This is a genomic window from Niabella yanshanensis (assembly GCF_034424215.1).
Classification (GTDB): domain Bacteria; phylum Bacteroidota; class Bacteroidia; order Chitinophagales; family Chitinophagaceae; genus Niabella; species Niabella yanshanensis.
Genome location: NZ_CP139960.1, coordinates 3,407,684 through 3,427,988, shown reverse-complemented (window position 1 = coordinate 3,427,988; position 20,305 = coordinate 3,407,684). Strand labels below are relative to the sequence as shown.

Below are 20,305 nucleotides of genomic sequence, written 5' to 3'. Positions count from 1 at the left end.
TTATTCTTTTATAATATTTAATACATTAGAAAGTTACATTTACTCCAAAGACATAGGTTCTTACCACCGGGTAGTTGATCATATCATTAGTCGACCCACGTGTAATATCCCTGGCCTCCGGATCCCAACCAAACCACTTCGTCCAGGTATATAAATTACGACCACTGGCATAAAGCAATAGTCCGCCAATACCTATCCTGCTTGTCAGCGTTTTGGGCAAATTGTAGCTTAATGTTATATCTTTTAATCGCGTAAAGCTTGCATTTGAAGGGAATCCATAACCATGCGAATTGGAGTGGTTACCCAAAGACCTCCATTCGTTACTTTTGTTTTCAGGTGTCCAAAAGCCAAGATCAGCAGGAGTACTGCGCCGTCCCATCTCATCGGAAGCTCCGCCAATTTGCGGGTTGTTACGTAAAGCGCCCTGGACGGTGTTAATGAATACGCTTAAAGAAAAATCTTTGTAAGTAAATGTATTGGTAAGGCCGCCGGTCCACTTAGGCGATGTTTGCCCTAAAATACTGCGGTCGTTATCATCTACCTTACCGTCCGGAACACCATCTGGTCCGCTAATATCAGCCAGTTTTAAATCTCCGGCAAGCGCAACATCATCCCAACCCTTATGAGCGCCCGATGCTATCTCTTCCTCCTGCCATATTCCTACTTTGGTATAATCATAAATAACTCCCACAGGTTGACCAACAAACCAGCGATTGCCTATATCATCTTTCCCATCTCCGTAAACATCCACAATCTTGTTTTTATTACTTGCAAATACTACTGTTGTGTTCCATGTAAAGTTTTTGGAAGCGATGTTTTTTGAATTAATAGTGAACTCTATTCCGGTGTTAGCTACCTTCCCTATATTAGTCCAAACGTCTGCGTACCCTGTAATCCTTGGTATACGCTGCAGCAGCAGCATATCAAAAGTATTGGTCTTATAAAAATCAACAGAACCACTGATCCTGCTGTTGAACAGGCCAAAGTCAAGACCCGTGTTAAACCCTGAAGTTCGTTCCCATTTCAGATCATCGTTACCCATGCGGGTTTGTACTTTTAAAGCCGTTAGAGATTTGCCGCCCATAGCTAAAGAGCTTGAACTCATTAAAGCCAAAGTTTGATAAATACCTATGGCTTCATTTCCTGAAATACCATAAGATGCACGTAATTTAAGATTGGAGAACAGGTCTCTGGCAGAAGCCATAAATGATTCGTTATGTATATTCCATGCTAAAGCGGCTGAAGGGAAAGTTCCGTATTTATTGTTTTTACCAAATACAGATGCTCCATCGCGACGCACTGTAAAAGTGAATAAATAGCGTCTATCGTAACCATAGTTCAGACGCCCCATTTGTGAAATTGACCGGTACAGGTCTGCCTGAGAAGATACGGACTGTGTAGAAGCAGACTCCAGGTTGCCCCACTCCAAATCATCATTGGGAAATACTCTTCCGGTAGCTATTGCCTGTTGCCAGTATTTTTCTTTAGATGCGTATAAGCCGGTCAGATCAAAATGATGTACACCGATGTCTTTTGTGTACGTAAGAATATTTTCAAATGTTTTTGCCTGGGATTCGCTGTTGGTAATTTGACCCCAGCCCGTTTGATTGTACATGGATTTGCCTTCATATTCATTGGTGCGCGTAGGCACATAAGAAAATCCGCCATTAAAACGGTATTTTAAGCCCTTTAGCGGACTCCATAAGTCTCCAAAATTTACTTCAGCATACCCATTCAGCGATAAATTAAATTGACGCCGTTCGGGGTTTACCGTAGTAGGCAGCAAAGGGTTAGCCCAAAGTTGTTCCGAATACATGGGAAACTGCGTAAGTGTTCCGTCATCATTGTACATTCTTGCCCATGGCGTCATGGCTGCGGCCTGCATGAGACTGGCTCTTCCGCCATCCCTGTTATGCCCTACAATAAATATTGAAGTACCTACAGTAAGATATTTTGTGGCTTTCACATCGGTATTTACACGAAACGAATAGCGTTTGTAGTTGTAGCCCAACAAGATCCCTTTTTGATCCATGTAATCGCCTGAAACAAAGTATTTTGCAGATTCGCTCCCACCAGATACGCTTACATTGTGATTCTGAACACGGCCAGGCTGCATTACGGCATCCAGCCAATCAGTAGTTATCCCATTTTGATAATTGTCCGATTCGTATTGATTTCTTATAGGTCCACCATTGTAAAGTGACGTTTTTGTGATACGTGCGTATTCGGCGTAGCGTTCCAGCATCTGCTCAGGTGTCGCAGGCTCTAATATATGAGCCGCTTTTTCCGGTCCTGCATATCCACTGTATTTAATAGAAGGCTTTCCCGATACACCCCTTTTCGTTGTGATAAGAATAACGCCGTTCGATCCGTTTACACCATAGATGGCTACGGCCGAAGGGTCTTTTAGTATTTCTACTGACTCAATATCGTTAGGATTGATATCGTTGATAGATCCGTCGGTTCTTGATAACGGAATACCGTCCACTACTACATAGGGCTCCGATGACGCATTAATAGAATTTCTTCCCCGTATCTGCGCAGAAGGTGCATCGCCAGGTATTGATGAAGCCTGCGAGACCGTAACATTGGCTACAGCCCCCTGTATGGCCTGCATTACGTTGTTTACCGGCAATTTGGAAAGCCGTTCCTTAGGCACTGACGCAACAGATCCGGTAACATCGGTACGTTTTTGAGTACCATATCCAATTACTACTACCTCATCCATCGCCTGCGTGGTGGCCGCTTCCAATACAATATTAATTTGCGAATTATCTCCTACTTCTACTTCTTTGGAGGTAAATCCAACGCCAGAGAATTGCAGCTTATCTCCCTTACGTGCACTAATGGAATAAAAGCCTTTATTGTTGGTTGTGGTTCCTGTTCCCGTTGCCGTGACGGTAACAGAAATACCCGGAATAGCTGCTCCACCAGCGTCGGTAACAGTTCCTTTTATAACAACTGCGTCCTGGGCCAGCACGACCGTAGACAGCATCATCAAAATAACCAAAAAGAGGTTCGCCCGCAGCAAAATTCGCTGCGACTTGTTTGTGGCACTCATAAAATCAATCGTTTAAATGTTTACTAATGGCTTATTATTACATAAGCAGTAATAGGCTTTATGCTCTGATAACTATGTTAAAATTATTGGAGAGGTAAGGGAATTGAAGGGTTAAATTCATATAAAAGGAGGGACATTTTAATATGATCAAAAAACACCCCGATCGACAACCAATTAGTTATCAATAACTAAATTGCCATTTATTTCTGGTACACCCTTACATAATCCACTTCGTAGCGACTTGGAAATTTAGTTTTAGAAGGATCGCCCCCGTTATCTCCGCCTATTGCCAGGTTGAGCAATAAATAATGGGGTTGTTTAAAGGGATTGCTTCCATCAGGATTATTCGCATCGGTTAGCTTTACCTCGTTCAGCAACAGGTCATCTACAAAAAATTTGATGGAATGCTCATCCCAATCCATGCGCCATACGTGAAAGTCCTGGTCCCAGTTGGGTTTGAACGAGCTTACCGCTTTATGGGTGCTGAACCATTTGGCATTCCACCGTTTATTGGTGCCTGTTGCCACGTTAGCCAGGATATCACCCTTATAATATTCCATGATATCGATCTCACCATTCCAGGGCCACTCCCCGTTTACGCCCAATGTCCATATCGCGGGCCAGAGACCTGGTTGTGCAATAATTTTAGCACGAATCTCAAAACGGCCATACTGCCATGTTTTAGAATGACGTGTATTGATGCTGGCAGAAGTGTATTCAATCTCCTTTCTTTTTTCCCGCCAATCGCTACTTCCTTCTTTGTACCTGGGATTGGTTTTGGTTTCCCTGCGCGCCTCAATAATGAGCTTACCGTTTTCGCACCAGGCATTTTGTGGCTGGTACCATTGCAGCTCGTTATTGCGCACAAAGCCTTTTTCGAATTGCCAAACCGTTGTATCTACGGCACCATTTTTATTAAATTCTTCTGACCATACGAGCTTGTAATCATCACCCGTTTTCTTTACGTGGCCGGAATCACCCGGGTTGCCGATAGTTAGCAGCGAACCAATAAGTATGGAAATCATTGTAATATCTTTTTTAATAACTGTTCTGAACTCGCTAAAGCGTTACGGTTACACTCTTTAATCCGGGTGCGGTGAATACTATTTTAACCGGACCCGGTTTTTGATTTTTCTTCACGTAAGCCAATAATCTGCCCCTGAATGTCTTTTGCACATTATCAGTATAGTCGCCCATATCGCTGTTATCGCCCGCTTCAAGGCCGAGTAAGGTGCCGCCGGATACGGAGCAGGTAACATCGACATTAGTTGTGTAAACCGGGTTTCCTTTGGCATCCACCATCTGCACAGCTACCTGCTTTATCTGGTCATCTTTCTTACTCTCATTTATGATTTGTAAAGCAGCTGGCTCACCGGCAGTTGCAACGGCATAAGCAGTCACTTCCTTACCCGCAGCATTCAAACCTTCTACTTTAAGGTTTCCCGGCTTGAACGGGATATCCCAATAAATAATACCGGTTTTACCATCGTACTCTTTTATAGCTCCTACCTCTTTATTATCCAGCAGCAATCTTGCTTTCGCTGTATTCGTATAGCATACTACTCTTACAGTTTGTCCTTCTTTATAGTTCCATGATGCCCAGGCGTCCATCGACAAATACTCATCTTTCTTTCCCTCCGATTGTGAGAGCACATCCTGCGAACTGTTGCCACCCTTTACCAGGTAAGTACCTATATAAGCCATCGGGTTTTCGGCCCAGAGCGATTGTCTGAAAAAGCCTCTTGGCTTAATAAATCCGCCAAAGTCTAACAGACCTGAATAAAAGCCGCGCGAGGGCCATCTACCCGATTCACCAAGGTAGTCGATGCCTGTCCATAAAAATTGTCCGAATATGTGTTCGTTATCTGTAACGGCTTTCCAGGCGCTCAGGTCGTGCCGGTTTTCGCTACCAAATATGACGCGGTTGGGGTATTTTTTATGATCGCTGGTATAACGGTTTTCCGTATAGTTATAACCCGCTATATCCAATGCCGACGGGTATTCCGTTTCGTTGGACATAGCAACACCGGCCAGGCCTGCAGTTACCGGGCGGGACCGGTCGTACTGTTTTACCACAGCTGCCAGCTTTTTGGCAATCACACCCAGGCGCATCGCGTCCGGTGCATCTTTCTTATAGCCGCCGAATATTTTTTGTGTGAACCCCGTTTGCGCACCGCCATCCAAAACGGGGTGAGAATAAGGATCGTTGGGATAGTCTACCTCATTACCAATGCTCCAGGCAAATATGGAAATATGGTTCCTGTCCCTGCGCACCATATCCGCCAGGTCTTTTTCGCCCCACTCCGGGAAAAAATCATAATTACCCTGGTAGCCCGGTGTACCCGCGTTCCAGCCCTCCAGCCATTTACGTTTCGGAAACTCCCATTCGTCAAATGCTTCGTCCATTACCAATAAGCCCAGCTCGTCGCAAAGCTCGTATAAGGCAGTTGCCTGTGGGTTATGGCTGGTTCTGATGGCATTCACCCCTACTTCTTTTAAATTTAATAACCGGCGGCGCCAAACCTCTTTGTACATAGCCGCGCCCAAAACACCGGCATCGTGATGCAGGCAAACACCCTTTACTTTCATCCATTTATCGTTCAAGGCAAACCCTTTATTGGCATCAAAGCTGAGCTTTCTGAAACCTGTAGTAGTTACCGATGCATCTATTTGTTTACCGGCTTGCAGCACTTTGGTGCGCAGTGTATATAATGTGGGGTTGTTTAAACTCCAAAGTTGGGGATTTGTCACTTTTATTGCCGCAACAGCTTTGCCCAAACTATTAGCCGCCACTGTAACAGAAGTACTGCTTTGGCCAACCACTTTTTTATCAGGCCCTACCAGTTCCTGCACTACTGTTAGTTGTTGTTCTTTAGCATCTTTATTTTCAATAGCCGTTTCAATATTCAACACAGCGGACGCATCTGCTACCTGCGGGTAAGCGTAAACGCCCCACTGCGCTATATGTACCGGGTTGGCATATACCAGCCACACATCCCGGTAAATACCGGATCCCGTATACCAGCGCGAATCCGCATCGCGATGATGATCGGCTTTCACCAATATTTCATTAGTCTTGCCTGCTTTTATAAACGGAGTAATATCATACATAAAAGAGATATAGCCATTAGGCCGTTTACCTACCGATTGCCCGTTCACCAAAACCTCGCTGCGATTATACACTCCTTCGAAATAGAGGTATACCTTTTTATCCGATGTGGGTATTACTACGTCTTTTTTATACCAGCCGATGCCTCCGGGCAGGTAGCCCATGCTGCTGGCATTTTTTGGGTCCAGCTTCTGCCGTACGCTCCAGTCATGAGGCAGGTCTACTGTTTGCCAGGACGCAGACTGAGCGGGCTTTTCAGCTACAGAGTCGGTGCTATTCAAAGTAAATTGCCAACCGTTGTTGATCTTATGAGCATCGCCAAATCCGGGTTGAGCGAAGCAGTTTGTTGCAATGATGAGCGTAAAGAGAAAAAGAAAGCGGGCCATTGTAAGGTTTTGATTGAATAAATGATCTAATTGTTGATTTTTTATTTTATGGCAGGCACTCCTTTATGTGTAGGAATCGTTTGCCGTATAGAGCCATCTGCATTAAATACCAGCTTGTCGATGCATACCTCGCGGTTATAACCGGCAGCACTGCCCATTTTTATACCGTTAGGATAAGTAAAGCGATGATAGACGATATACCAGTCGTCCGTTCCTGGAATTTGTATTACCGAGTTATGACCGGCTCCATAAATACCCTCCGCTTCATTTTTTTGTATCACGATATTATCAGCAGGTATCGTCAGCGGGCCGGTTGGTGAGGTAGCCGTGCCGTATCGTACCCGGTAATTAGGGCTACGGGTATCATCTTCGCTCCACATGAAGTAATAAGTTCCCTTCCTGTAGAAAACATAAGTTCCTTCGCGGTAGGTTTTATCTACCTTAATAATTTGAGGGGCGTCCGTTTTAAATGAGGTCATATCCTCATTCAGCTCCGCTACCGCCATATAGCCATTCCCCCAGTAGAGGTAGCTTTTGCCGGTTTGAGGGTCTGTAAAAACATCCGGGTCAATTTCCTGCCCCCCTTTTATTCCGGCGGGCTTGGCTGCCACCAGTGGCTTGCCTGAATCAACAAATGGTCCCGTTGGCTCATCTGCCACGGCAACACCTATTTTCTGGGCTGCTGTGAAATAATAGAAGTATTTGTACTGGCCGTTGATCTTTTTTTCAATAATACAGGGCGCCCAGGCATTGCGGTTGGCCCAGCCTACCTGTTTGGGCAGATCGAGCATTACACCCTCGTCCTTCCAGTTGGTAAGATCGGCTGATGAAAACACTTTGAAGTAGTTACCCGCCCAGCCGGTAAAACCATCACTGGTTGGATAGATATAATATCGCTTTGTTTTTTCGGAATACAGGATCTCGGGGTCCGCATAGTAACCGGCTAAGACAGGATTCCCGTTTTGTAATACCTGTACCTGCCAGGTCTCGGGCTTACGGCCTGTTATTGAAACAGTGTAAGCCACCGGCTTTTTGGAAAAATCAGCACCGGATGCCGAGATCTTTACACCCGGGAAGCTTTTAAATTGCGGATCGAATTTGTTGAGTGCCGTATTGTCTAAAACAGGCAACCATAATTTCTTAGCCGCCGTATCCAGCACGATGTTGTTCTTTTTAATTTGTTTGGATTGTGCCGTACCCAATACATCTGCAACACTCAGCCATTTCGCCGTTAAACGCTCCATTTCCTGCCGGGTAATGGGCAACACTGTTCCGTGCCGCGGATGAAAGTTCATCGATACCTGTTCATCCACCACTTTAAAATGTTCAAGGTCGGTAGTTTTGGTAAACTGGTAACGCCCTTTGGTATACACATCATACATTAAAATATACCCGCTGCCATCATTGAGCTTAAACACACCAGCCCCTTCAACCGGGTCTTTGGTTTGCTGTACATAGGAGTCGCGCAGCGTATATCCTTCCGTTAGTTTGTCCGAAACGGCCACTTTTATACCAGCGCCCTGGCCTTCAGTTTTAAAGAACAGGTGGAACCTGCCGTTTTTCTCTACAATATCTCCGTCAATGCAGGCGCCGTTGTTCGGACTAAAAAATAACTGTTTAGGTTCTGTTTCTAATGCTGTAAATTCTTTATTAGTATACGCGTAGTAAATCACATCAGGATCATTACCAGCCCGCATCGACCAATAAACCATGTATTTACCCTTTTTAGCATCGTAAATAGTTTGAGGCGCCCAGACCCTGTTTACTTTTTCAAAAGCCTTGAAGGTCTGCGGAATATTAATTATTGCTGAGGTCCAGTTTACCAGGTCGGTTGATTTAAGCAATACCATTGCCCGGTTCGAATCCCAACCGTTGGCCGACACCATATCCGTTGCCACCATGTAAAAGGTCTTACCATCGGCACCTCTCAAAATATGCGGATCACGTACGCCTCCCGTAGCGCTGATAGCTGAAGATGCTATTACCGGCTGGTTATTATTTAAGGCCTGGAAATGGTAGCCATCGGTACTGATCGCAAAACGGATGGCTTCTTCCTCTTTACTGTTGCCTGTAAAATAGGTAAAAAGGTAGCCGGTATATTTTGAAGCCGCTGTTTTTGCCTGGGCTTTCACCAAAGCCGGAAACAATAAAAGGAACCCAACCCACCAGTAATTTTTTTTGATCATATGCTGTTACACTGTCGTTAAATTAAGAATGCACTATCAGGCCGCTTTATAACAAGCTATCGGCAAGTCCTGTAAAGTTGCTAAAAATCGGTGGCCTTAATCGTGGAGAAATTCGTATAAAAAACGGGGTAAATCAGTTTATTTATAAGTAAAATGAATATTCCCAATCACAAACCGGCTAGTTTTCATCAGAATTGCCAATTCTTAAATTGCCGCTTATTTTACCCCGGTATTGCTTGATGTAATCGGTCGGCTTCATTTTAAACAGTTTGGTGAACTGTTCGCGGAAGTATTTTACATCGCTGAAACCCACCGAATAAGCCACTTCGCTCACGGTATCATTGGTGGTGATCAGGAATTCAGCGGCCTTCCTCAACCTCAAAAAGCGGATGAAACCGTTTACCGATTGCCCTGATATCAACTTGATCCTTTTGTATAAATAGGAATGGCTCATACCCATTTCACGGGCCAGGGTTTCAATATTAAAGTCATTATCGTCGAGATGCTTTTCTACAATGGCAATACATTTATCCAACAGCTCCTGGTATTCAGCCGGAACATTGGGCTGCTCGGCTACATCTTTTTTAAGGGTGACCTGGTTATAAAAATACTGTTGCAGGCTGGCACGGCTTTTAAAAAGACCATTTACTTTAGCCAGGAGCAGTTCCTTATTAAAAGGCTTGGTAACATACTGGTCAGCACCTTCCTCGGTTCCTTTTAACTCTATCTCCTGCGAAGTGTGAGCGGTTAGCAATATTACTGGTATATGACTGGTGCTGATATTTGCTTTTATTGTGCTACAAAGGGAAATACCGTCCATCTCAGGCATCGAAATATCTGAAATAACCAGGTCGGGTTTTTTTGATGCCACCCATTTCAGTGCTTCTTTACCATTTGACGCTTTATATACCACAAACGCCTCATCGAATACGGAAGCCACATAATTACGCATTTCCTCATCGTCGTCTACCACAATGATGGCCTTTTTGGCAGTCAATAAAGGAATTTCAGGCACCAGCATGGGCGTTTCCTCGTCCGAAACCTCAAAATTATCAGTGGCGATAATAGCTGATTCTTCTTCATCATCTGCTATCTCTGTTACCGGAGTTTCACCAAAATGATCACGCCCTAATGGCAGCCGAAGATTGAACACCGTACCCGTGCCCACCTCACTCTGGAAGGCAATAGTACCCTGGTGCATTTCAGTAAACTGCTTCACCATGTAAAGGCCAATACCAAAGCCCAGCTTTACATGTCCTTCGGCCTGGTAAAACCGGTCAAATATGGCATTGCCTGCTCCTTCCGGTATACCGGCCCCGGTGTCCCTGATGGCGATTTGCAAATGATCTTCATACCCAACAACATCAATATTGATCTGTCCCTCTTTGGGTGTATATTTAAAGGCATTGGAGATCAGGTTGTATAAAATGATCTCGATCTTATTTTTATCGCCATACATTTCGATGGGTTCTTCAATGCCAGTAATCGTGTAGGCTATATCCTTTGTTTTAGCCTCATGCTTAAAATAGTAAAAGATGGTATTACCTAATTTGCTAAAGTCGAACCGGCTCACCTGCAGGCCTTCTGCACCTTCTTCTATTTTTCTGAATAGTAATAACTGATCGGTGAGGCTTAGTAGTCTCGTAGCATTCAAACCAATGATCCGCAGTTCCTCCTTATCCTGTCCCTGGTACTGTTTAATCAAATCTTTAACCGGGTTGAGGATCAGCGTAAGCGGCGTTCTAAACTCATGCGAGATATTGGTAAAGAACGATAGCCGTTTTTGGTTTATTTCTTTTTCCTGCGCGTTGATCACCCGCTCTGTTTCCCTTTCCGCCTTTTCCTTTTCATACTCCGCATGTGCTTTTTGCAGTTCTGCTTTCTGCACTTCTTTTTCCATTCGCTCACTCTCCAGTTCTGCCTTCCGCATTTCAGCATTCACCCGTGAGAGCTGCAGCTCGTACTTCATCTTAGCCTGCCTGGTTTTATACCTGATATACAGAATAGCCAGGGCTGCTGTTGCTGATAAATAAAGCAGGTAAGCCCACCAGGTACGAAACCAGGGTGGCAATACTTTTATGGTCATCACTTTTTCTACTGTATTCCAGGTGCCTTCGGCATTGGTTGATTTGATCCGTAAAGTATAAGTTCCCTCCCGTATATTATTATAAGTAACCGTACGGGTATTACCGGTCATGTTCCAATCCTTATCCCAGCCTTCCAGGTAATAGGCGTATTGAATTTTATTGGGCGCCGAATATTCCAGTGCCGCAAATTGCAGCGATAATAGGGCCTCATTGTAAGGAACCGTCAGCCGGGTAATATCCCCGCTCCCGTTCATTTCATAGTCCAGGTCGGGAGAAAGGTCTTTATTGTTCACCCGCAACGAGGTAATAACCAACCCCGGGAAAAAGGTACGGGGCTTTATTCGTTGCGGGTAAAAGATATTAAACCCGTCGTTACCGCCAAAAGCCAGCTCCCCTGATCTTAATTGAATGGCTGCACGGTAAGAAAACTGGCTGCTTTGCAATCCATCCGATTCATAAAACCGGTTAAACTTACCAGATTGAGGGTTGAATTTGTTGAGCCCATTTGCAGTGCTGATCCATAAGTTGCCGGTGCCGTCTTCCAGTATATTCATTACCGTATTGCTCGAAAGGCCTTCATCTTCGGTATATCTTTTGGCAATCTTACCCGCCTTCCGGTCGAATAATACCAGGCCCCCGCCTTCAGAGCCCACCCAGAAGCGGCCGTGCTGGTCTTCATAAATAGCCCTTACGGTTTTCCCTATTTCATAATATTGGTGTTGCTTATTTACCTGATCAATGCGGATCAGTGATTGCGCATTACCGGCCCATAACACACCTGCCTGATCCTCCTTGATCGACATCAGGTCTCCCAGCGATTCATCAAAAGTTTCAAAGCGGTTCAGCTGCTTATTATATAAATACAGGTGCCCGGTTTCATAGGTGGTCACCCATAAGTTCTTTTTTGAATCGTAGTAAATACGAATGGCAATCTTATTTTCAAACCCATCCCCCTGGTTAATCAGTCTGAAATGGTCGGCCTTCCCTCCAGGGCCCAAACGGGTAACACCCCCGCCAAAGGTAGCCATCCAGATACTGCCCTCCTCATCCTGCGTCATACTGCTTACCGTATTGCTGGAGAGTTGTGGCTCTTTGTAAGTTGAAAACCGGGTGCGTTCGGCGTTCCAAACGCTTACGCCACCGCCTTCAGTGCCTACCCAAAGATTATTTTGCTGATCTTCAAAAAAAGAAGTGACAAAGTTGCTGCTAAGTCCCGGGTAAGTAGCATTGCGTTGTACGGTACGAAACTCGTTCCCTATCACATCAAATACATTCACACCACCCTTATTCGTCCCTACCCATTTGCGCGACTCTTTATCAATAAATATCGTTAGCACCGACTCACTCGTCAAACCGCCCGGCTTATTGGCACTATTGGCCACGTTAATCTGTCCGGATTTTGTATTCAATATATCCACCCCTCCCCCGTCTGTACCAATCCAGAGCCGGTCATTGCCTTCCATACTAAGTGCTGTTATATAATTGGCGCTTAACCTGCCGTTGGTTGTATTATAATGAGCGCCAACCTGGTTGGCAGCCGTTATGTATTTCAGCAAGCCTGTTGAAGTACCCAGCCATAAATTACCGGCGTTATCCGCTACGATTTTGTTTACGTAAAAATTACGGATATCGGCATTGACCAAATCCAGCTTCCGGGTTTTATAATTAAAGCGGTATAAGCCGGACCCCGCTATAAAGATCCAGGTACGCTTTTGCGGGTCAACATACATAGCCTGAACGAACGCGTAAATATTGGAGCTGCCATCCGCATTATAAAGTGGTATCTGCACCGCTTCTTTTTGATCCTTAAACCGCACTAATACACTCAAACCGCTGGTGCCTAAAAAAATATTTCCTTCGCTATCTTTCTCTATGCTATTAATGTAAATACCTACCTTATGTTTTTGCGAAGATTGATGCGGATAATAATAAACAGGTGACACTACATTGGTAAAACTATTGTAGGTTACAGCACCCTGTCCCATGCCGATCCATAAATTATGGTCATTATCCTCATTCAACGCAGAAATATAATTATGAGGCAGTGAAGTGCTGTCGTTAATACGGTTGCGCAATATCTTAAACTCGTACCCATCATAGCGATCCAGCCCATCATAAGTACCAAACCATACAAAGCCCTTGCTATCCTGGAAAATGCATTTTACGGAGTTGTTGGATAAGCCCTGGTTACTGCCCAGGTATTTTACCTTATAGGCATCCTGTGCTTGCAGAGACACCACAAGAAGAGATAGACAAATGGCTGAAAGAATGGTATTGCGAAACATATCGGCTCTCACAAGGTAATAAAAAGCACTTAGTTAGCGCCCAAATTACATGATTTGTGCAAAACTAAGGCAGGAGTTTTGCAGCTGTTAACATCTGCCCACTCTTTGTTAAAATGCGCGTATCCTCTTTTTAAAACAGTTTTTATTTTACAGCTCATCTGTTCATTAATGTTCTTTCTATGCGATCCATATATATCACCGCGTTTACTACCCTGCTTTTCTCGGCCAATGTTTCGGGACAATCCTATATCCCCGAAAAAAACAACAAGCTGTTTAAAGTACAGCCTGCTATAAAAGCCGGGGCCTATGCTTTTAGTTTAAAAGATGTGCGGCTGACCGGCCAAAGCCCCTTCAGGCATGCTATGAAGATCAATGGCGACTATATGCTTTCGCTGAAAGCAGACCGGTTGCTGAACCGGTTTTATAAGAACTCCGGCCTGCCACCTAAAGACAGCGCCTATGGCGGATGGGAAAGCGAAGGTTTATCCGGCCATACCCTGGGACATTACTTGTCGGCCTGCTCTATGATGTACGCATCTGAAAAAGATCCGCGCTTTAAGCAGAAGATTGAGTATATCGTAGACGAGCTGATCAAATGCCAGGATGCGCGGAAGACGGGTTATGTAGGCGCTATACCTAAAGAAGATTCTATTTTTTACGGGGTACAACGCGGCGAGATCAAAAGCGGCGGTTTTGACCTGAATGGCGGATGGGCGCCCTGGTACACCGTGCATAAAGTAATGGCCGGACTGGTGGACGCTTACCTGTATTGCAATAGCAGCAAGGCTTTAGGCGTAGCCGTTAAAATGGCCGATTGGGTGGGCACTATTGTTAATCCTTTAAACGAGGAGCAAAGACTCAAAATGTTGCGTTGTGAGTTTGGTGGTATGAATGACATACTGGCGAATATTTATGCCATTACAGGTAATAAAAAATACCTGGACCTTTCTTATAAGTTTTATGACGACTTTGTTATGAAGCCGTTGGCAGAAGGAAAGCCCGACCCGCTTGCAGGCAAACACTCTAATACCAATATTCCCAAAGCTATTGGCTCCGCCAGGCAGTACACCCTTACTTCCAATAAAAGCGATGCCACCATTGCTGAAAGAACCTGGGACATACTGGTGAACCATCATAGCTATGTAACGGGCGGTAACGGCAACTACGAATACCTGGGCCAACCCGGTAAGCTCAGCGATGCGCTCAGCGATAATACCGCCGAAAGCTGCTGTATTTATAATATGCTCAAGCTTACCGGTCAGCTTTTTGCCTGGAAACCATCGGCTACTTTGATGAACTATTTTGAAAGAGCGCTGTACAACGATATACTGGCCTCACAAAACCCCAACACTGCCATGATGCTGTATTTTGAGCCGCTGCGCATGGGCGCTAAAAAGCATTTCAGTGACTCGCTGCATAGTTTTACCTGTTGTGTAGGCAGTGGCATGGAAAATCATACCAAATACACCGAAAGCATTTATTTTGAAGGGGCTGATGGCAGCCTCTACGTCAATCTCTTTATTTCTTCACAGCTCAACTGGAGAAGCAAAGGAGTAAGTATTACACAAAACACTACTTATCCCGAAGCCAATACTACCAGCTTTACGGTTACCACTCAAAAGCCCTCAAGTTTCTCTTTTAAAATTCGTCAGCCCTGGTGGAACAAGGGTATACCCGTTGTAACCATCAATGGCAAAACGGTTAACACAACCGTTAACGATGAGGGTTATATTGTTGTTCCCAATAAATGGCGCAATAACGACAAAGTGCAGGTGTCTTTCGAAATGAATTTATATGCCGAAGCCATGCCCGACAATGCCAATCGTGTAGCCCTGATGTACGGGCCGCTGGTGTTGGCGGGGGACCTGGGTGAAAAAACACCCGACCCGGTGTATGGCATACCGGTACTGTTGACGGATAACCGCAATGTGACCGACTGGATCGTTAAAGACGCTTCAGCACCCTTAACCTTTCAAACTAAAAATACGGGTAAACCTTTTGATGTGAAGCTGACACCTTTCTATAAAAACATAGATAATCATTACAGCGTTTACTGGGACTATTTTACCAATGCGGACTGGCTGGCTAAACAAGCGGAATACGAAGCAGAGAAAAAGCGCCAGCAGCTGATAGAAACACAAACCATCGATAATTTCCGTATCGGCGAAATGCAGCCGGAGCGTGATCATGATCTGAAAGCCAGCGAACAATCTTATGTTGATGCGGCTTATGGTCGCAGCGGACGTGAAGTAAGAAGAGACGGCTTCTTTTCTTTTAACATGAAAGTAGAAGCTGGCAAACCAACGGCCTTGTTGTTCAGCTATATCGGCGACGACAAAGGTCGTAGCTTCGACATACTGGTAGATGAGGTGAAAGTAGCATCGGTAGAACTAAAAGGCGGAAAGCCGGGTAAGTTCTTTGATGAAGAGTATACAATCCCCGCTGAGTTGATCAAAGATAAAAGCTCCATCAGGGTGAAGGTACAATCTACCAATGGCAGAACTGCCGGGCGTGTATTTGGCGTAAGGACCATCCGCAAATAAAAGTAGCAGATATAAAAATGCCACGAATTCCTACGTTCCTTTTAGGATTGATTTGTTGGTAATTAATTACACTTAACCGCGATGGCGCGAAGACGCCAGGAAGTTGCCGCTTGGGTAAATCTGTTGTACAGAATACAAATGAATAAAATATATCCGCACATTGGGGAATCTCTTAACCGCGAAGAAAGGAGTACACAAAGGATGCGCAGAGGATGTGTCCAGTTCTGATAAAGTAAAACCTGCAGTACATAATTCAAACTCCTCCGCGTTAACTCTGTTTCTCATTTTCTCCCCGGTGAATCTCTTAACTGCGAGGTCGAAGATGCAGGGAAGTTGCCGCTTGAGTAAATCTGTTGTACAGAATGCACGAATATTTTTTAGACGCAGCACTTATCACAAAAGAATTTCAATATTTGTGATGGTCAAATATTCAAATGAATAGTTGCATTTCGGAACACCAACTGGTTCTAGTTTTTTCCTTGCGCCTTCGTGTCTTGGCGGTTAAATGTTTAGTTGCATAACAAATAGCATCGGTGGCACTTACTAACGCCATGTTTATTGTGGCTTCAATACTACGGTTGTTATTGCATCAGCCAATGGCAGCGAAAAGCGCCCCTGCTCTAATGAAAGACTCCCTTCAGGTTTATAGGTTAAAGCTGCTGCTGTTGTTCCTTCTAACCTAAAATAGGCAGTTGGCGTATGCGCATCAGCCGGGGCCAATGTCAACCTGATCTCTTTGGTGAGCTTATTATAGGCTACAGCATTTACCTGGCCTGCATCCAACGTGATCCATAAACCAGCCGGAGCGATAAAAATATTTCTTTGTGCTGCAGTGGTGATGTCCACATTTACCCAAGCGGCCTTTTCGCTTAAGTTACCTCCAAAAGCCAGCCAGCCTAATTTTTTATCCTGCATAATATACGTTGCTGTGTTAATAGCATAGCCATAAAAGCCCGATCCATAATCGCCGTTGATACCATCATTTTTTAAAGTCGCGGGAAATGCATGAAAGGCGCAGGGCGCAAAACCATCTTCCGTAATATTAGCAATACCACCCAATACACCGCCATAACCTACGCGCAGCAAATACAGGTCTTCAGGCTTTCTCCTGTATTCGGTAAGCACCGGTATGGCATTCAGCTCAGATCCGTAATGATGGATCATTCGTTCGATGCGTTGTGTTTTGCCGCCATATAAAAAGTCCCAGTAGCGGCGCGCATTGCCATTATAAGCCCAGGACGGCAATGTAGGCATATAACCTAATATGGCATTCAGCGTAACGGTGGCTTTATCTTCATATCCAAAGAACAGGCACCAGATATATACTTCTTCCTGGCCGGTAGAATCCCAGGGCATTTCGCTGCCAAATGGAAACTCCAGTTTATTCCAATGAATCGCCCTTTTCTTCATAATGGCTTCCAGCTTGTCAGCAAATTCCTTTTTGCCTTCAGCTCTCAGGTCTTTGAGTATAAAATAAAAAACAGAGCCTTCCATTAAACCAAACTGGGTATAGTAAGGCGCATGTTCCATCATGCCGGTAATGGTATGATAAGCATGCTCCAGGTACCAGTCCCAGTTATGGTGCGTGGTTAAGCCTTTATGATTCCTGGCCATCCGGTACAACACCCAATAAGCTGCTGCCACATGCGGGTAATTGTACGCACGCCCTAAATTATTAGCTTCTTTTAAAGGCCATGCCGACCAGGTTTTAAAATTGATCGCACTGCTGTAAGTGCCTTTCGGCATCGAATCCGGCTCGTAATAAAAAAGGCTTTTTCTTACCCCGTATTGTTGTGGCCCTTCTTTTACCTGTATCCGGCCTAATAAGGTTTCATCTACAAAGCGTTCCAGTTTTTCGATCTCTGTTTTATTGGGCAATACCAGTTGTTTCATCATGGCGCCCAACCAGCCACCGGCACCACCTTCATCGCTCAGGCCTGCTATCCAGGCACGGTTGTCCTGGTCTACCTGCTGTTGTTTTTCATAATCGTAAGTAATAATACCCGGCGACCGGTGAAAGGGATCGTTTTTATTATCATACCATTGTTGAGTGGTCGAAAAATTTCCGAATGCCTCAATGGTTTTACGTTCGGGATTGATCACTTTGTAATGAACTACTTGTTGCATACCATCTTTATAAGTAATGGTTACCCTGGCCCGGCCAAATAGCTTTGCAGCTACAGCATAAGCCTGTATGCTTTTATCAGTAGCAGTTATCTTAGTAAGCGCTAAGGCTTCTTTAGGTGCCACTTCAATTTGCTGTACCGGGCTTTTATATTCCAGGAAGAGTTTAGCTTTTACATTGGTGGGTACTACATAACCGGGGATACCAATGGCTACCGGGCGATTGTTTTTCCTCAACGTTGTTTCAATATCACGGGGCGTGCCGGACAATATGAGTTGCACACCATAAGTTGTTGTTTCGCCTGGTTGTAAAATGATTGACGTAGGTTTATTCCAGGGATCCGCCTGTTTCCATTCCTTTTCGGCATAAGCCTTACTCAAAGCCATCCATTCGTAAAAACCTTCAAACACAATGCCGCGCGGCGTAGGATCGTCCAGCAAAGGATTATAGGCCTCAAAAGAAGTATTGGCTTCTGGCAACACCAACAGCGATGGAGCATGTCCGTTCAAGCGGGTTACCTGTAAATAACCGGCCTTACCCCCTATATACGGATCGTAAAAAACATTCTGTACATGTGCCTGCTCCAATGTTCTTCTTTCAATAAGGTTATTAAAGATCATGGGCATACCTAATGCGCCTATTTCGACAGGCTGCTTTGTGGCATTATGCAATACAAAACGCAACACCAGTTTATTATTCTTTAGCTCCCAAAAACGTTGCACCTGTAAAGGCATATCTGCAGCAAAAGTTGGAGTAAGATCAGCTCCGGCAAGAACACTATTAGTAGCCTTAATAGCAGCTACCGGTTTACGTGCAGTCGCTGTTGAAAAGCTTTTCCAGGCAGTATCGCCGGGTTGTTTTAGTCTGAGGTTCAGATCACCCAGGTGGTACAGGCCATTGCTGCTGCGCACTTTCAGGCTATCGCCGGGAGTAAAGTCGAAAGCCGGGTGGCTATTGGGATGCAGGGCTGCTACAGTTTGCGAAGCGCGCACCAGCTTTATAATAAACTCCGGGGTACGATAGGTGTCGATGCCTTGCTCTATCTGTAGTGTGGATGGGGCTTTGGCTAATCGCTCCCAGTGGGATTGGGCAAATGATAATACACCAACAAATAAGAGAGATATAACAAGAAGAGTTATTCGCATATATGGTATTTAGGAGAAAGGGCTTTAGTAGTTGAATGGGCCAATTAACCATAATGTCACCCTGTTCCGATAGCTATCGGAAGACGAAGGGTACTGACAGACATCGCTTAAGACCCGATGGCTTCGACATGCTCTCCAAAGGAGTCCCTCGGACAGCCTGACAACGCTTCATATCACTTCAATAACCGTCATTCATCATTCACCCATTTCTTTATTCGCTACTAAAGTACCTTACTGCATTAAATTTCTCTGTATGGTAATTAACCTCTTTTAACCACATTTAAACCTGCTATTGAAATCACCGGCCGGGGCGATATTCTTTACCTACTACCAACCGGTCGCCGGAGTCGTCTACTTCAAATAAATGGGGAATGCGAATGGTTTGGCCGGGCTTGTCTTCCCTATGGCTATGTACGGACATCAGCAGTTTGCCTTCGAAAGTTTTAAACAACATGCCATGGCCGAAATTGGGTGGCGTTATGGGTTCTTTTTCGTGCACCCAGGGGCCATCGAGGGTACCGCTTTCAGAGTAAGCTACACCTTGTGTGTATACATTAAAGATCCAGCTGGTCCATAGCATGCCGAGGCGGCCAGTTTGTGTATTAAATAAAAAAGGACCATCCGTTACTTTATTAAAAATAATATTGCCTTTTTCATCACGCTCCTTACTCCACGGCGATGCACTGGCTTTAAACAACAAATGCCCCTTGCCCACGCTACCGCTCAGGTCGGGCTTCAGCTCTATTTTTTCAATAGTGCCATCCCAGTTCTGCAGCCACTCGTAACAATATACCATATAAGGCTTCTGATCTTTATCTACCCAAAACGTCCCGTCCAGGGTCGGCATATTAGCAGGTAAATAAGTGCTATCCTTCATGGGCACATACGGACCATCGGGCTGGTCGCTCACCAGCACATGGCTGGCCCTGCGTTCAATCGGGTTTCCCTTTACGGTATCAATCATTACCTTTTGGTTGGTAAACGTAGCGAAATTATAATACCTCCCTTTATACTCATGCAATTCAGCAGCCCATATCATCGGTCTCGGACCCATCCATGAATTGGTATCCACCTGCACTACCCGGTACGGGCCGGTCCAGGTTTTCAGATCTTTACTTTTCCATAAACCGCCGCCGGTACCGGTCATATAATAAGTGGCGGTTTTTTTATCGGCCAGTATGAAGGGATCGCTTAAGCGAATAGAATCCAGCGGAATATCATGACGAAGCACAGCCGGCCTTTTTTGAGCCAGCACCATACTGTAGCAAACGGTAAACGCCAATAGCAGGGCTGGTTTTATCAATCGCATATCTATTATTTTCATAAACTAGAGGGTGATGAAAGCAATAAATATACTACAATTCAAATGGTTACAGCA

The 20,305-nt window shown here is 44.8% G+C and carries 8 protein-coding genes; 1 reads left to right on the top strand and 7 read right to left on the bottom strand.

What is annotated here, in order from left to right:
* Window positions 1-25 precede the first annotated feature (25 nt).
* The 5 genes from U0035_RS14350 to U0035_RS14330 all read right to left on the bottom strand — a co-directional run bounded on the left by U0035_RS14350 (window position 26) and on the right by U0035_RS14330 (window position 13,114).
* Complete coding sequence (locus tag U0035_RS14350; RefSeq protein WP_114793223.1) at window positions 26-3,061, bottom strand: SusC/RagA family TonB-linked outer membrane protein; 3,036 nt, start codon at window positions 3,059-3,061, stop codon at window positions 26-28.
* 200 nt (window positions 3,062-3,261) lie between these two features.
* Window positions 3,262-4,092 carry a glycoside hydrolase family 16 protein gene (locus U0035_RS14345; RefSeq protein ID WP_262510960.1) on the bottom strand — a complete coding sequence of 277 codons (831 nt, stop codon included), beginning with the start codon at window positions 4,090-4,092 and terminating at the stop codon, window positions 3,262-3,264.
* Window positions 4,093-4,120: 28 nt separating this feature from the next.
* Entirely contained in the window at window positions 4,121-6,556 is a 2,436-nt protein-coding gene (locus tag U0035_RS14340; RefSeq protein ID WP_327138694.1) for a glycoside hydrolase family 2 TIM barrel-domain containing protein, read from the bottom strand.
* Between the two features lie 41 nt (window positions 6,557-6,597).
* Entirely contained in the window at window positions 6,598-8,742 is a 2,145-nt protein-coding gene (locus U0035_RS14335) for a glycoside hydrolase family 43 protein (RefSeq protein ID WP_327138693.1), read from the bottom strand.
* 178 nt (window positions 8,743-8,920) lie between these two features.
* Window positions 8,921-13,114 carry a hybrid sensor histidine kinase/response regulator transcription factor gene (locus U0035_RS14330; RefSeq protein WP_114790448.1) on the bottom strand — a complete coding sequence of 1,398 codons (4,194 nt, stop codon included), beginning with the start codon at window positions 13,112-13,114 and terminating at the stop codon, window positions 8,921-8,923.
* 179 nt (window positions 13,115-13,293) lie between these two features.
* On the opposite strand from U0035_RS14330, the gene U0035_RS14325 reads away from it, so the two are divergent.
* Window positions 13,294-15,657 (top strand): glycoside hydrolase family 127 protein, encoded by a 2,364-nt coding sequence (locus U0035_RS14325; RefSeq protein WP_114790447.1) that lies wholly within the window; start codon window positions 13,294-13,296, stop codon window positions 15,655-15,657.
* A gap of 555 nt (window positions 15,658-16,212) precedes the next feature.
* Here the strand turns inward: U0035_RS14325 and U0035_RS14320 are convergent.
* Both U0035_RS14320 and U0035_RS14315 read right to left on the bottom strand, forming a co-directional pair.
* Window positions 16,213-18,927 carry a DUF5695 domain-containing protein gene (locus tag U0035_RS14320; protein ID WP_114790446.1) on the bottom strand — a complete coding sequence of 905 codons (2,715 nt, stop codon included), beginning with the start codon at window positions 18,925-18,927 and terminating at the stop codon, window positions 16,213-16,215.
* Window positions 18,928-19,225: 298 nt separating this feature from the next.
* A complete protein-coding gene (locus tag U0035_RS14315; RefSeq protein ID WP_114790445.1) occupies window positions 19,226-20,236 on the bottom strand; it encodes a glycoside hydrolase family 43 protein in 1,011 nt (336 codons plus the stop codon).
* Between the last annotated feature and the right edge of the window lie 69 nt (window positions 20,237-20,305).